We start from the raw sequence: 13,416 nt of genomic DNA, 5'->3' as shown, positions 1-13,416 counted from the left end.
TGCTCACTTTCCGTACTTCGCGTGGTGGGGGTTCTCCCAGATCACGGAGCCGCCCTGGCCGAGGCCGACGCACATCGCCGTGAGGCCGTATCGCACGTCGGGGTGCTGCTCGAACTGGCGCGCAAGCTGGATCATGAGCCGCACGCCGCTCGCGGCAAGCGGATGCCCGATGGCGATAGCGCCTCCCCAAGGGTTCACTCGCGGATCGCCGTCATCGATGCCGAAGTGGTCGAGGAAGCTCAGCACCTGCACCGCGAACGCCTCGTTCAACTCGAACAAGCCGATGTCGTCGATCGACAGACCGGCGTTCTTCAGAGCGCGCTCGGTGGAGGGGATGGGTCCGATGCCCATCACCTCGGGTTCGACACCCGCGAACCCGAAGGACACCATGCGCATCTTCGGCCTCAGCCCGAATTCCTTCGCGGCACGAGAGGACACGAGCAGTGATGCGGTCGCCCCGTCGGTGAGCGGGGACGAGTTGCCGGCGGTCACACGCCCGTGCGGGCGGAACGGGGTCTTGAGGGTGGCGAGCCCCTCCATGGTCGTCTCGGGTCGCATGCCCTGGTCTTCCGTCGCCAGGCCCCAGCCCTCTTCTGTGCGGTATGCCACCGGCACGAGGTCCGCCTGGATGTCGCCCGTCGCGTATGCCGCTGCCAACTTCTGCTGGCTGCGCATTCCGAACCGATCGGAGCGTTCCTTGGTCAGGCCCGGGAACCTGTCGTGAAGGCGCTCCGCCGTGTTTCCCATGTTGAGCGCCGCCGGATCCACGAGCTTTTCGGCGACGAACCGCGGGTTCGGGTCAACGCCCTGGCCCATCGGGTGGTGTCCCATGTGCTCGACTCCGCCGGCGATCACGACGTCGTATTGGCCGAAGGCGATTCCCGACCCGGTCGTCGTGACGGCCGTCATGGCACCAGCACACATGCGGTCGATGGCGAACCCGGGCACGGTCGTGGGCAGTCCGGCGAGGATGGCCGCCGATCGGCCGAGCGTGAGACCCTGATCGCCCTGCTGGGTGGTGGCTGCGATGGCGACATCGTCGACCCTGTCCTTGGGCAGTCCTGCATTGCGCTCGAGCAGTCCCACAATGGACTTCACCGCAAGGTCATCGGCCCTGGTGTTCCAGTAGATGCCCTTCTCGCCCGCACGTCCGAATGGGGTACGCACCCCGTCTACGAACAGAACGTCAGCTCTTTCGGCCACTTCGCCTCCCATGATCAGGTGTTACGCGTCGATCCTAGAAATGGGCGCTGACCGCGAAGAATCGATTGGGCGAACCTACGAAGCGGATTCCGGCCCCTCGACGGGAGATTGGGCCGCCTCCACAAAGGCTGCGGCGACAACGGAGGCCGTGGCCTCGACCTGCCACGGGCGGGCATCGGCCTCGCGGAGGGCATCCGCTATCGTCTCCTCATCGAACGGCTCGGGCGGAGACCAGGCAAGGCGTCTCAGCGTCTCGGGGGAGAGCAGGTTCTCCACCGGCATGCGCAGTTCCTCCGCCTGCACTGCGAGGGCCGCCCGTGCCGCGCGAAGCCGCTCGCTCGCCTCGGGGTTCCGGTCGGCCCACGCTCTGGGCGGAGGGATGCTCTCTCCCGAGGAGCGCAGAACCGGCAGGTCGTCCGTGGTCCGACCGCGGCTGACGGCATCCCACCAGCGGTCGAGTTCAGTGCGGCTGGCGCGTCCCGTGAACTCCTTGAGCGCCGCCAGGTCCCGCTTGCTCGACGGCACGACGCGCGCCACGGCCGTGATCGAGGCATCCGGAAGCAGTCGCCCCGGTGCCACGTCCCTGCTGCGAGCGAGTTCGTCCCTCGCCGCCCAGAGCTCCCTGGCGACCGCAAGATTGCGCAGCCCGCGGATCGAGTGCACACCCGACAGGCGGCGCCACGGCTCACTCCTCGCGGGCTTCGGCTCACGGGCGAGTTCATATGCGAATTCCTGCGCCGCGATCTCCTGCTTTCCCGCCTCGGCGAGAAGCTTCTGCTCCGCCTCCATGAGGTCGACGAGCAGCTCGACGTCGAGCGCAGCATAGGTGAGCCACGACGCGGGAAGCGGCCGGGTCGACCAGTCGGCGGCTGAGTGCTCCTTGGCCAGATGGATGCCGAGGAGCTCCTCCACGATTGTGGCCAGCCCGACGCGCGGAAAGCCGAGCAGCCGTGCGCCGAGTTCGGTGTCGAAGATCGTCGACGGCTCCAACCCCACCTCGCGTAGGCATGCGAGGTCCTGGCTGGCGGCGTGCAGGATCCATGGCACGTCGCCGACGGCATCCTGAAGCGCCGGCAACTCGCCCCCGAGTGCGGGAGGGTCGAAGAGGAAGACGCCTGCATCGCGCCGGAACATCTGAATGAGGTATGCACGCTGCGAATAGCGGAAGCCCGAAGCACGCTCGGCATCGACACCCACCGGCCCCGTGCCGCCACGTAATGCATCGACCGCGGCCGTGTACTGGGAAAGGGAATCGACTACCTCGTACTCAGTCACGCGGTGCTCTCCGCTGGCTGAGCAGTCGAACACCCTCAGGTAGAGGTGGGATGCCTGCCAGCATGCACAAGAGGTCGCCCCACGCCGCCACGTGCGCGCCCAGGTCTGCGCCGGTGGGCGTCCACGAGGCCCGGAGTTCGATCTGCGCGCCGTCGCCCTGACGTGCCAGTTCCCCGAAGCCCGTCGAGATCACCTTCGTGGCCGTGCCCGACGCGGATGCGTACTCGGCACCGCGCTCATCCAGGGCGTCGACGAGCCATGACCAGGTGACGTCGGCGAGAAAGGGGTCAAGGCCGATGTCGGTCTCGAGGGGAGCCTGGGCGAAGCACACGACGCGGAAGCGACCGCCCCATTCCTCTGGCGCCGACGGATCGTACAGAAGAACGAATCGGCCGGTGCCGAGGTCGGAGTCTCGCCCGTGCCTGGCGGGCGTCACGTCCGCGGCCATGGCGACCGCGTACGGGGCCAGACCCGTTGGCGCCGGAATCTCGTCGACGCTCAGCTCTTGGCGCATGGCGGCTCGCCGAACGGATTCGGCCGCCGCCGCGAACTCCGCAGGGATGCCGGGAGCCGCGGGTGTAGGGGACACGTTGGCAGACTAGAGTTTCGGCTCGGGAGTTCACAGAAGGCACGCCGCGCCGGATGGTGCCTCGGCACGAGGGGAGTTGCGGTGGGCCGCGTCGCCAGGGTAATGATTCCACTCGCGGTGGTCGGCGCGGTCGCCGCCAGTGCGGCCGCGGGCTTCGCCGCGGCGGCCACCACCGTCGCGAGGATGGTCGTGACGCCGCCCAGACGCACGAGGCAAGATGTCGACATCCGATCGGTTGCGGATGACCTGTCGGCCATCACCCTCACGGGCAAAGGCGACGCACTCCACGTTCCAGGGCACTATGGCCTCTGGTTCTCCGAGGACCGGGGATACGCACGCATCGGGGACATCCTCAGCGTCGAAAGCGACGGAGCCGTGACGAGGGCCGTCGAGGGTGTCGTGTGGGGAGACCTTTCGACGGCGAGGCACGGTCGGCTCAGCGGCTGGTACTACACGTCGCCGAGCGACCTCGGCCTGCCGGTTCAGAGTGTTGACGTGCCCGTGGACGGCGGGCGTGCACCCGCCTGGCTCTTCCCCGCAGCCGAGGCGAGCGAGAAGTGGGCCATCCACGTGCACGGCAGGGGAACGAAGCGCCAGGAGGCGCTGAGGGCGATCCCTTCGTTCCACGAGAAGGGCTACACGAGTCTCGTCGCCAGCTATCGCAACGACGGCGACGCACCCGCCAGCTCGGACGGCCGATACGCACTCGGCTCCACGGAATGGCGCGACGTCGATGCCGCCATCGCCTACGCGCTCCGCAACGGTGCCAGGCGCATCGTTCTCGTGGGGTGGTCCATGGGGGGTGCGATCGTGCTCCAGACCGCGGTGCGATCGCCTCGTGCGGATGCCGTGTGCGGCGTCGTGCTCGACTCTCCCGTCATCGATTGGAAGGAGACGCTCGACTTCCAGGCCCGACTGCTGCGACTGCCGCGGCGCGTCACAGAGGGAGCGCTCATGCTGCTCGACTCCGGATGGGCAACGAGCCTGGTCGGGCAGGACGCGCCCATCGGATTCGCGGGTCTCGACTTCACCCTGCGCGCCCACGAACTGAACGCGCCCGTCCTTCTCATGCACAGCGACGACGATGGGTATGTGCCCGCGGGGGCATCCCATCGCCTTGCCGCCCGCCGACCGGACATCGTCACGTTCGTGCCCTTCCGCGAGGCGAAGCACACGAAGCTGTGGAACTTCGACGCCGAGCGTTGGACCTCCGCGATCTGCGGCTGGCTCGACGCGCTGGAACCGTCTTTCTCGGTCCCAGCAGAATCGGTCTGACCCGCTGCAGAGACCGCTGCCGTCGGGATGCACGAGTTCGCCGACGCGATCGGAAGCAAGCGCTTCAGTGTCGCTTGAGCGTCACCTGGTGCTTGGTGCGTCCGAGCAGCGCGGTCATGCCGCGTACCCGCAGCGGGGACACCGCCTCGGTGAGCCCGAGCTCCTGCGGGTAATCGTCTGGAACCGCAAGCACCTCATCGGCGGTCAAGCCGGCCAGGCCCTGGACAAGGATGGAGGCGAATCCTCGCGTGGTGGGCGACTCCCGCGGTGCGGTGGCGTAGAGGTGCACGATGTCGTCGTCATCGACCTCCACGAAGATGAAGACGGGGGACTGGCACTCCACGACACGTTCGAACAGGTCGGGATGCTCCAGGTAGCGCTCAGGCAACTCGGGCAGCTCGTTGGAGAACTCGAGAAGAAGTTGCAGCCGATCGGGGAGCTCGAGAGCGAGGAACTCGTCCTTGATCTCCTGCAGGTTGGCGGGGAGTGTGTCTGTCGTCATCAGGCATCCATTTTCTCACGTGGTCCTTGCCGGCGGTCGCTCAAGACGGCCGCGGCCGCAGGACGAAAGCCCTGCGGCCGCGCAACTCGTCTTCACCCGCTCAGGCAGCAGGTAGCTCTCCGCGCTCAGATCCCTTTACGATCGGCACACGCACCGCGCTGCCCCACTCTGTCCACGATCCGTCGTAGTTGCGAACGTTCCCGAAACCAAGCAGGTGCGTGAGCACGAACCACGTGTGGCTGGAACGCTCGCCGATGCGGCAGTAGGCGATCACGTCGTCGCCGTCCTTCAGCCCGGCCTCGCCCTTGTAGATGGCCTCGAGCTCCTCGCGCGTCTTGAATGTCGCATCCGGTGCCGCCGCGCGAGCCCAGGGAACGGAGGCTGCGGAAGGGATGTGTCCTGGGCGCAAGGCGCTCTCGGTGGGGTAGCCGGGGATCTCGGTGCGCTCGCCGCTGTACTCCTCAGGCGACCGCACATCGATGAGCGGTCCGTGCCCGAGGTGGGTCAGCACGTCCTCCTTGAACGCGCGGACCTTCGAGTCGTCGCGCTCGACCGCCGGATATTCGACCGCCGTGGGCGAGGGAACATCGGTGGTCACCTCGCGGCCCTCCGCAATCCACTTGTCGCGGCCGCCATCGAGCAGGCGAACGTCTTCGTGGCCGAAGAGCGTGAACACCCACAGCGCGTATGCGGCCCACCAGTTGTTCTTGTCGCCGTAGATCACCACGGTCGTGTCGCGCGAGATGCCCTTCTGCCCGAGAAGCCGCGCGAAGCGATCGCCCGAGACGAAGTCCCGAAGCACGGGGTCGTTCAGATCCGTGTGCCAGTCGATCTTGACGGCCGTGGGAATGTGTCCCGTCTCGTAGAGCAGCACGTCTTCGTCGGACTCCACGACGGCAAGACCGTCGTCGCCGAGGTGCTCGGCGAGCCACTCCGTGCTCACCAACTTTTCCGGATGTGCGTACTCGGCGAACTTCGCGGAATCATCGAATCCCACGCTCATGGTTTCCTCCTCGGTTGGGTACTACGCGGCGGTTGGGGCGGAAGACCCTCGGACTATCGCGGCTGCGCCGCTCAAAGGCTCAATCGGCTGGGTGATGCGTGCAATCTCGCGTCACTCTCACCTCAATCGCCTCTAGGCTTGTCGCCTGTCCCTCACGCGAACTTACGCATGGCCTGCTGACCATCGCAGGGGCACTGTAAGACTTCGACACAAAGGAACACATGACAGCGCACGCGCTTCCTGCAGCCGATCGCCTCACCGATGTGACGCCGTCGATCACGGGTCGCGAGATCGCAGCCGAACTCGTTCCGCCGCCTCAGTTCCACACTGCCACGTTCGAGTCGTATCGGCCCGATCGGGATTTCCCTTCGCAAGCGTCTGCCGTGCAGACCCTCCGCTCATTCGCCACGACGTGGGAACCACCGCAGCCCGGCGGCTTCTTCGGGTGGGGACGCAAGAAGCAGCCGGAGCACAAGCCCGGGGTGTACCTCGACGGCGGCTTCGGAGTCGGCAAGACGCACCTGCTCGCTGCGTTGTGGCACGTGGCACCCGGGCCCAAGTACTTCGGCACGTTCATCGAGTACACGGCGCTCGTCGGCGCGCTCGGCTTTCAGCCCACCATCGACCTGTTGCGTGGGTCGAAGCTCATCTGCATCGACGAGTTCGAACTCGACGACCCGGGCGACACCATGATGATGACCCGACTGCTGTCTGCCCTGGTGGACAGCGGCACTCGCATCGCGGCCACGTCCAACACGCCGCCGCAAGCCCTCGGCGAGGGGAGGTTCGCGGCATCAGACTTTCTCCGGGAGATCCAGTCGTTGTCGTCGCACTTCGAGACGCTGCGGATCGACGGCCTCGACTACCGCAGACGCGATGTGTCCGGACTCGCCGCAACCGTGGACGAGCAGACGCTCGAGCGGGTCGTCGAAGCCATGGAGTCCAGGGGTGAACGCGTCACGGCCGACCGGTTCCGCGACGTCGTCGACCACCTGGCCACCGTGCACCCGTCGAAGTACATCAAGCTCATCGCGGGCGTCGACGTGATCGCCCTCGTCGACGTCGAGCAGCTGCACGACCAGATGGAGGCGCTGCGATTCGTCGCGTTCGTCGACCGCGTGTACGACGCGGAGATTCCGATCGTGGCGACTGGTGAGCCGTTGAGCGAGGTCTTCGACGCCGAGATGCTGCAGGGCGGGTACCGCAAGAAATACCTGAGAGCTCTTTCCCGCTTGATCGCGCTGACCTCTGGCGAGTTGCCGCCGCACGACTGAGCCGCGGGGGATGCCCGTGCCCGGCATCCTGCTGAGGAACCGACGGCATCCTCCCCGCCGCTCGAAACACGCTGTTTACACGAGGCGGATCCCTGTAACAGTCGCGAAACACGTGAACCTCCCCGGCGAAATCTGTCGGCAGCAGACTGACGGAACCTCACCTGGATATCCGGCACCCGAGCCCGGCGGTGATGGCGACACCGGCACTCTGAGAGGGAGACCCCTATGTTCTTGCATGCAGCGGCCGCCTACGACGCACAGGGCAGCGTGAACTCGCTGTGGCTGCTCGTCGCTGCGGCACTCGTACTGCTCATGACGCCCGGCGTGGCGTTCTTCTACGGCGGAATGGTCAAGGCGAAGAGCGTCATCAGCATGATGATGATGAGCTTCGGCGCTATCGCCATCGTCGCCGTGCTGTGGGTGTTGTACGGCTACGGACTTTCGTTCGGCAAGCCGTTGATCCCGCATTGGCTCGGCGTGCCCGACTGGGGGCTCTCAAGCCTTCTCGGCAAAGACGGAATGACGCCCGACTTGAACGGTCTCGCGTTCGCCGGTTTCCAGGCCACGTTCGCCATCATCACTGTCGCGCTCATCTCCGGCGCAATCGCAGACCGCGCACGGTTCGGCGCCTGGATGATCTTCGCCGCCGTGTGGGTCACTGTCGTCTACTTCCCGGTCGCGTACTGGGTGTTCAACCTCAGCGACGGATGGTCGGCGTCGCTTCTACACGTCAATGACTTCGCCGGCGGCACGGCGGTTCACATCAACGCAGGAGCAGCAGGTCTCGCACTCGCGCTGGTGCTGGGCAAGCGCGTCGGATTCCAGAAGGGGATGAGCAAGCCGCACAACGTGCCGCTCACCCTTCTCGGCGCCGCGCTGCTCTGGTTCGGCTGGTTCGGCTTCAACGCCGGCTCCGAGGCTGCGGTCGACGGCGTCGCGGCGATCGCATGGATCAACACCTTGGCCGCTCCCGCTGCTGCCACCATCGGCTGGCTCGTCGTCGAGCGGATCAAAGACGGCAAGCCGACGTCGATCGGTGCGGCTTCCGGAGCAGTCGCGGGCCTGGTCGCCATCACACCGGCGTGTAACATCCTCACCCCCGGGTGGGCTATCGTGCTCGGGCTCATCACCGGGGCCGTCTGTGCAGTGGCCATCGATCTCAAGTTCAAGCTCGGGTTCGACGACTCGCTCGACGTGGTGGGAATTCACCTCATCGGCGGCCTCATTGGAACCCTGTACATCGGCATCTTCGGCTTCACGAAGGTCGACGGCAAGTTCACCAGCCTGCTGTATGGCGGCAGCTTCCAGCAACTGGGTGCTCAGGCTGTCGGAGCATTCGGCGTAATGATCTACTCGTTCGTGCTGGCATACGCCATCGGCTGGGTCATCCAGAAGACCATCGGCTTCCGCATCAAGACAGAGGACGAGATCGCCGGCGTCGACACGATTGTTCACGGCGAGGAAGGCTACGCGCTCGAGAACGCCTGACCTCCTATAGCGAAGAAGGGGCGCCGCGAATGCGGCGCCCCTTCTTCGTTAGGTCTTGCTTCGTCTGATCTTGGTGGGCGATACCAGACTCGAACTGATGACCTCTTCCGTGTGAAGGAAGCGCGCTACCAACTGCGCCAATCGCCCGCGGGCATCCGATTGCTCGACTACCGCGGGTACCGATACTAGCCGACGTGAGCGCCCCCACGCACATCGATGAGCGGGCCCGGGCGCGTCCCATTTTGCCGACACGCGCGGGTGCCGACACGGCAGTAGGCCGGTTTGAACATCGGATGGATGATCGGCTACAGTTTCAAGGCACGCAGAAATGCGAAGCAAATGCGGATGTGGCGCAGTTGGTAGCGCATCACCTTGCCAAGGTGAGGGTCGCGAGTTCGAGTCTCGTCATCCGCTCGAGTGTGAGTCGGCAGCAAAGCCGGCGCACGGCATGCAGATGCTGTGCTGTGGAAAACTCAGAATGTGGGAAGCCACACTCGAACCCCACACGGTGGCGTGGCCGAGAGGCGAGGCAGCGGCCTGCAAAGCCGTATACACGGGTTCGAATCCCGTCGCCACCTCCACTCTCGACCTCGGTCGGATAAAGCAACAGCCTTGACAGGCGCGATTGGCGCAGCGGTAGCGCGCTTCCCTGACACGGAAGAGGTCACTGGTTCGATCCCAGTATCGCGCACCACTCGAAAGCCCCCGGTGAACGCCGGGGGCTTTCTGCTTCAGCGGCTGCGGCTGCTCGTCTCCCACGCACCGGTGGCCCATGGCTCACGATGATGGAACTCTCAGCCGCGAAGCCCTGCCTGCGCAGCCCTGGTTGACCCTCATCGCATAGCGTGACCGGGAACAACGAGGGGGACACATGGACGCACTGCTGACGATGCAGATCATCGGCGGCCCCGTTCCGTGGATACTCTGCGCCCTCTCTGCCGTGTGCGCTCTGCTGCTCCTGCTGCGCAAGCCGAGCCCTCGCTGGATGATCGCCTCCGCGGCAGGCATCCTGTCTGGCGCTCTGGTGGCGCTCGTGTTCGTGCTGATCGCGGATGCCACCGCGATGTTCGAGATCCCGCTGCCAATCGAGGTGGCGGCGTGGAGCATCGCAACCTTCGCTGCCGTCGGGCTTGCCATCGCGAGCCTGTGGAAGTCGCGCTGGCGGCGCAAGCTGCTGGCGGCGGTCGGCATAGTCGTCTTCGCCATCACCGGCGTCGTTCAGGTCAACGCGGTGTTCGACCTGAATCCGACCGTGGGCGACCTGCTGGGCGTCGTGGTGCGGCATCCGATCACACTCCCGAAGGCGCATGCCACGGCCGCGCCGACGGACGGGCAGCCCCTTGCGGCGACCTGGGTCGCCCCGGCCAACATGCCCTCGACCGGCCGTGTCGGCACTGTCACCATCCCGGCCACCGTCTCGAAGTTCTCGGCGCGGCCCGCCGGGCTGTATCTGCCTCCTGCTGCCCTGGTCAAGAACCCACCGGCGCTGCCGCTCGTCATCATGATGATGGGATATCCCGGAACACCGAACCCCGCGCCCATCTCCGCCGTGATGAACAAGTTCGCGAGCGAGCACCAAGGTCTCGCCCCGATCGTCGTCGTCGCGGACCAGATAGGCCAGCACGGTGACCCCGCGTGTGCGGACTCCGCGAAGCTCGGTCACGCCGCCACCTACATCAAGACGGACGTGCTCGACTGGGCGAAAGCGCATCTGCATATCATCCGGGATCCGCGCTACGTCGTGATCGCCGGCTATTCCAATGGCGCGACGTGCGCCGTCAAGTTCGCTGCGCAGGACCCGAAAGCCTTCGGAAACGTGCTCTCGGTCTCGCCCGAGCAATACCCGGGCATGCACTACTCCCAGACCGTCATCCAGACGGTCTACGGGGGCGACCGCTCATCCTGGGAAGCGGACAAGCCCGAAACGATCCTCGCGGACCACTCCGGTTCGTACTCCGGCGTGAACGCGGTCATAACGACCGGCGCGCTCGACACCGCATTCGGGCCGGCGACGAGGTCTCTCGCCGGCGCGGCGAGGGCGGCGGGCATGCACGTGTCGTTGCTGACCATCCCGGGCGTCGCACACGTCGGCAAGAACCTCTCTGCGGGGCTGACAGAAGGCTTCGCGCAGCTGGCCCAGGTGCTCGGCCTCGCGACCTCCCACCCGTCGGTGAGCGCTTCCGGCGCGCACTAAGGTGGAACGGCATCCCTTTCACCCCCACCGACTCAGGAGTGGACAGTGCCGGACGGTTTCGAGCTCTTCCCCGAGCGTTCCGTTGTCGCCATGCGCGTCAACGGCGAGTTGAAGGACCTCGCGACCACGATCACGGCCGACGACGATGTCGTGCCGATCACCATCGATTCACCGGACGGGCTGAACATCCTGCGTCATTCAACGGCGCACGTGCTCGCACAGGCCGTGCAGTCGATCAACCCGGAGGCGAAGCTGGGCATCGGCCCGCCGGTGACCGACGGCTTTTACTACGACTTCGACGTGGCGCAGCCGTTCACGCCTGAAGATCTTAAGTCGCTGCAGAAGGCCATGGACCGCATCGTGCGCCAGGGACAGCGCTTCGTGCGACGCGTGGTCACCGACGCGGAGGCACGAGCAGAACTGGCCGACGAACCGTACAAGCTCGAGCTGATCGGGCTCAAGGGCGGGTCCGCGTCGGCGGATGCTCTCGGGCAGGACAACGAGAACGTCGAGGTCGGAGGCGGCGAGCTCACCATCTACGACAACGTCGACCCGAGGACCGGCGAGGTCGTCTGGAAAGACCTCTGCCGCGGCCCGCACCTGCCGAACACGCGTCTGATCGGCAACGGGTTCGCGCTCACGAGGGTCGCGGCCGCCTATTGGCGCGGCAGCGAGAAGAATCCTCAGCTGCAGCGCGTCTACGGCACAGCGTGGCCGACCAAAGACGAGTTGCGCGCCTACCAGGAGCGCATGGCCGAAGCAGCCAGGCGAGACCACAGAAAACTCGGCGCAGAGCTCGACCTGTTCTCGTTCCCCGATGAGATCGGCTCAGGGCTAGCGGTGTTCCACCCCAAGGGCGGCATCGTGCGCTACGAGATCGAGGACTACCTCCGCTCGCAGCTGCTGCGCAACGGGTACGAGCTTGTCAACACGCCGCACATCACCAAGGCGCACCTGTACGAGATCAGCAAGCACCTCGAGTGGTACGCCGAGGGCATGTTCCCGCCCATGCACGTCGACGAAGAGACGGATGCCGACGGCAATGTGGTCAGAGCCGGCCAGGACTATTACCTGAAGCCGATGAACTGCCCCATGCACAACCTGATCTTCAGAGCCAGGGGACGCAGCTACCGGGAACTGCCGCTTCGCCTCGCCGAGTTCGGCACGGTCTACCGCTACGAGAAGAGCGGAACCCTGTCCGGCCTCACCCGGGTTCGCGGCCTGACCCAGGACGATGCGCACGCCTACGTCACCCCTGAGCAGGTCAAGGCGGAGATCGCCACGCAACTCGAGCTCGTGCTTGAGACTCTGCGCGGTTACGGCCTCAGCGACTTCTACCTCGAGCTGTCGACCAAGGACCCGGAGAAGTACGTCGGCGACGACGACGTGTGGGAGGACGCGACCGAAACGCTGCGTCAGGTGGCCCTCGAGTCGGGTCTCGAGCTCGTCGACGACCCGGGCGGGGCGGCGTTCTACGGCCCCAAGATCTCGGTGCAGGCGAGGGACGCCATCGGCCGCACCTGGCAGCTTTCCACGGTTCAGCTCGATTTCTTCGAACCGGAACTCTTCGAGCTGGAGTACACGGCCGCCGACGGCACCCGCAAGCGTCCCGTGATGATCCACCGCGCGCTGCTTGGCTCCATCGAGCGGTTCTTCGCCATCCTGCTCGAGCACTACGCCGGCGCCTTCCCGGTTTGGCTCGCCCCCGTGCAGGTCGTCGGCATCCCTGTCGCCGACGAGTACGCGCCGTACCTCGAAGAGGTCGCACGCCGGCTTCGCAGTCATGACGTGCGGGTCGAGGTGGATCGGTCGGACGACCGCATGCAGAAGAAGATCCGAAACGCCACGACTCAGAAGGTCCCGTTCCAGCTGATCGTGGGGGAGCAGGACCGCACGGCAGGCACCGTGAGCTTCCGCTTCCGCGATGGCTCGCAGCTCAACGGAGTGCCGATAGACGACGCCGTGGAACGCATCCTCGTGTCGATCCGCGAGCACGAGCAGGTCGACACGGCATGGCCCGCCTGAGTCTGGACTCCTACGACCCGGTCGACGGGCCTGAGTCCCAGCGCGTGGAGATCGACGATCCCTCGCACCTCGCCGGGGTGCCCGATGAGTTCCAGCGACTCTGGACGCCGCACCGCATGGTGTACATCGAACAGGGCCAGCAGGCGCCGCACGGCGACGACTGCCCGTTCTGCATAGCGCCGACACTCTCCGACGAGCAGTCGCTCATCGTGCATCGCGGCGCCGACGCCTACGCGCTGCTCAACCTGTTCCCGTACAACAGCGGGCACCTGCTGGTCTGCCCCTACCGTCACGTCTCGCTGTACGACGAAGCGACGGTGAAGGAGACCGACGAGATCGCCTCGATCACGCAGACGGCCATGCGCGTCATCCGTTCCGTCTCACGCAACGACGGATTCAACATCGGCATGAACCAGGGGGAGATCGCGGGTGCTGGCATCGCCTCGCATCTGCATCAGCACGTCGTTCCCAGGTGGCGAGCCGACGCCAACTTCCTGCCCATCATCGCCAAGACCAAAGCGCTGCCTCAGCTGCTCGGCGAGGTACGGCAGGCCATAGCGGATGCGTGGCCCAGGTAGTCCCGTTCCC

At 66.0% G+C, this 13,416-nt stretch carries 11 protein-coding genes and 4 tRNA genes; 9 read left to right on the top strand and 6 right to left on the bottom strand.

The genetic code is table 11. The features are described 5' to 3' along the window. Positions 1-3: 3 nt before the first annotated feature. From ACO2Q7_RS01720 to ACO2Q7_RS01710, 3 genes are all read right to left on the bottom strand, one after another. Positions 4-1,203, bottom strand: coding sequence for a thiolase family protein (locus ACO2Q7_RS01720; protein ID WP_423353913.1), 1,200 nt, complete (start codon positions 1,201-1,203; stop codon positions 4-6). 75 nt (positions 1,204-1,278) lie between these two features. Beyond that, positions 1,279-2,478, bottom strand: a complete 1,200-nt coding sequence (locus ACO2Q7_RS01715) for an HRDC domain-containing protein (RefSeq protein ID WP_423353912.1) — start codon at positions 2,476-2,478, stop codon at positions 1,279-1,281. Continuing rightward, complete coding sequence (locus ACO2Q7_RS01710; protein WP_423353911.1) at positions 2,471-3,067, bottom strand: DUF3000 domain-containing protein; 597 nt, start codon at positions 3,065-3,067, stop codon at positions 2,471-2,473. Before ACO2Q7_RS01710 ends, ACO2Q7_RS01715 begins: the two co-directional genes overlap by 8 nt. Positions 3,068-3,169: 102 nt before the next feature. On the opposite strand from ACO2Q7_RS01710, the gene ACO2Q7_RS01705 reads away from it, so the two are divergent. Then, positions 3,170-4,342, top strand: coding sequence for an alpha/beta hydrolase family protein (locus tag ACO2Q7_RS01705; protein WP_423353910.1), 1,173 nt, complete (start codon positions 3,170-3,172; stop codon positions 4,340-4,342). A 64-nt stretch (positions 4,343-4,406) separates the two neighbouring features. On the opposite strand, the gene ACO2Q7_RS01700 is transcribed toward ACO2Q7_RS01705, so the two are convergent. Beyond that, positions 4,407-4,844: a SufE family protein gene (locus ACO2Q7_RS01700; protein ID WP_423353909.1), complete on the bottom strand. Its 438-nt coding sequence runs from the start codon at positions 4,842-4,844 to the stop codon at positions 4,407-4,409. Positions 4,845-4,944: 100 nt separating this feature from the next. After that, positions 4,945-5,847: a sulfurtransferase gene (locus ACO2Q7_RS01695; protein ID WP_423353908.1), complete on the bottom strand. Its 903-nt coding sequence runs from the start codon at positions 5,845-5,847 to the stop codon at positions 4,945-4,947. Between the two features lie 221 nt (positions 5,848-6,068). Here ACO2Q7_RS01695 and zapE point away from each other — a divergent pair, with 221 nt between their 5' ends. Together zapE and ACO2Q7_RS01685 are read left to right on the top strand one after the other, a co-directional pair. Continuing rightward, the gene (gene zapE / locus ACO2Q7_RS01690) at positions 6,069-7,121 is read left to right on the top strand and encodes a cell division protein ZapE (RefSeq protein ID WP_423353907.1); all 1,053 of its coding nucleotides are present in this window, start codon (positions 6,069-6,071) and stop codon (positions 7,119-7,121) included. Positions 7,122-7,346: 225 nt separating this feature from the next. After that, entirely contained in the window at positions 7,347-8,609 is a 1,263-nt protein-coding gene (locus ACO2Q7_RS01685; protein WP_423353906.1) for an ammonium transporter, read from the top strand. 71 nt (positions 8,610-8,680) lie between these two features. Here ACO2Q7_RS01685 and ACO2Q7_RS01680 read toward each other — a convergent pair. Continuing rightward, positions 8,681-8,756, bottom strand: a tRNA-Val gene (locus ACO2Q7_RS01680). A gap of 194 nt (positions 8,757-8,950) precedes the next feature. Here ACO2Q7_RS01680 and ACO2Q7_RS01675 point away from each other — a divergent pair. From ACO2Q7_RS01675 to ACO2Q7_RS01650, 6 genes are all read left to right on the top strand, one after another. Continuing rightward, a tRNA-Gly gene (locus ACO2Q7_RS01675) sits at positions 8,951-9,023 on the top strand. 93 nt (positions 9,024-9,116) lie between these two features. Further along, positions 9,117-9,190, top strand: a tRNA-Cys gene (locus tag ACO2Q7_RS01670). Between the two features lie 38 nt (positions 9,191-9,228). After that, positions 9,229-9,303 (top strand) — tRNA-Val (locus ACO2Q7_RS01665). Between the two features lie 177 nt (positions 9,304-9,480). Then, positions 9,481-10,803: an alpha/beta hydrolase gene (locus tag ACO2Q7_RS01660; protein WP_423353905.1), complete on the top strand. Its 1,323-nt coding sequence runs from the start codon at positions 9,481-9,483 to the stop codon at positions 10,801-10,803. A gap of 90 nt (positions 10,804-10,893) precedes the next feature. Further along, positions 10,894-12,828, top strand: coding sequence for a threonine--tRNA ligase (gene thrS, locus ACO2Q7_RS01655; RefSeq protein ID WP_423355936.1), 1,935 nt, complete (start codon positions 10,894-10,896; stop codon positions 12,826-12,828). Beyond that, positions 12,816-13,406, top strand: a complete 591-nt coding sequence (locus ACO2Q7_RS01650; protein WP_423353904.1) for an HIT family protein — start codon at positions 12,816-12,818, stop codon at positions 13,404-13,406. Before thrS ends, ACO2Q7_RS01650 begins: the two co-directional genes overlap by 13 nt. Positions 13,407-13,416: the final 10 nt, after the last annotated feature.

It is taken from the genome of Rathayibacter sp. KR2-224 (assembly GCF_049446075.1).
Taxonomy (GTDB): Bacteria; Actinomycetota; Actinomycetes; order Actinomycetales; family Microbacteriaceae; genus Humibacter.
This window is presented reverse-complemented; position numbering and strand designations above follow the sequence as displayed.

What these genes read in the sequence shown, in the direction of transcription:
- ACO2Q7_RS01705 (WP_423353910.1), top strand. Translation starts at nt 3,170, where the DNA reads ATGATTCCACTCGCGGTGGTCGGCGCGGTCGCCGCCAGTGCGGCCGCG.
- ACO2Q7_RS01700 (WP_423353909.1), bottom strand. Translation starts at nt 4,844, where the DNA reads ATGACGACAGACACACTCCCCGCCAACCTGCAGGAGATCAAGGACGAG.
- ACO2Q7_RS01695 (WP_423353908.1), bottom strand. Translation starts at nt 5,847, where the DNA reads ATGAGCGTGGGATTCGATGATTCCGCGAAGTTCGCCGAGTACGCACAT.
- zapE (WP_423353907.1), top strand. Translation starts at nt 6,069, where the DNA reads ATGACAGCGCACGCGCTTCCTGCAGCCGATCGCCTCACCGATGTGACG.
- ACO2Q7_RS01685 (WP_423353906.1), top strand. Translation starts at nt 7,347, where the DNA reads ATGTTCTTGCATGCAGCGGCCGCCTACGACGCACAGGGCAGCGTGAAC.
- ACO2Q7_RS01660 (WP_423353905.1), top strand. Translation starts at nt 9,481, where the DNA reads ATGGACGCACTGCTGACGATGCAGATCATCGGCGGCCCCGTTCCGTGG.
- thrS (WP_423355936.1), top strand. Translation starts at nt 10,894, where the DNA reads ATGCGCGTCAACGGCGAGTTGAAGGACCTCGCGACCACGATCACGGCC.
- ACO2Q7_RS01650 (WP_423353904.1), top strand. Translation starts at nt 12,816, where the DNA reads ATGGCCCGCCTGAGTCTGGACTCCTACGACCCGGTCGACGGGCCTGAG.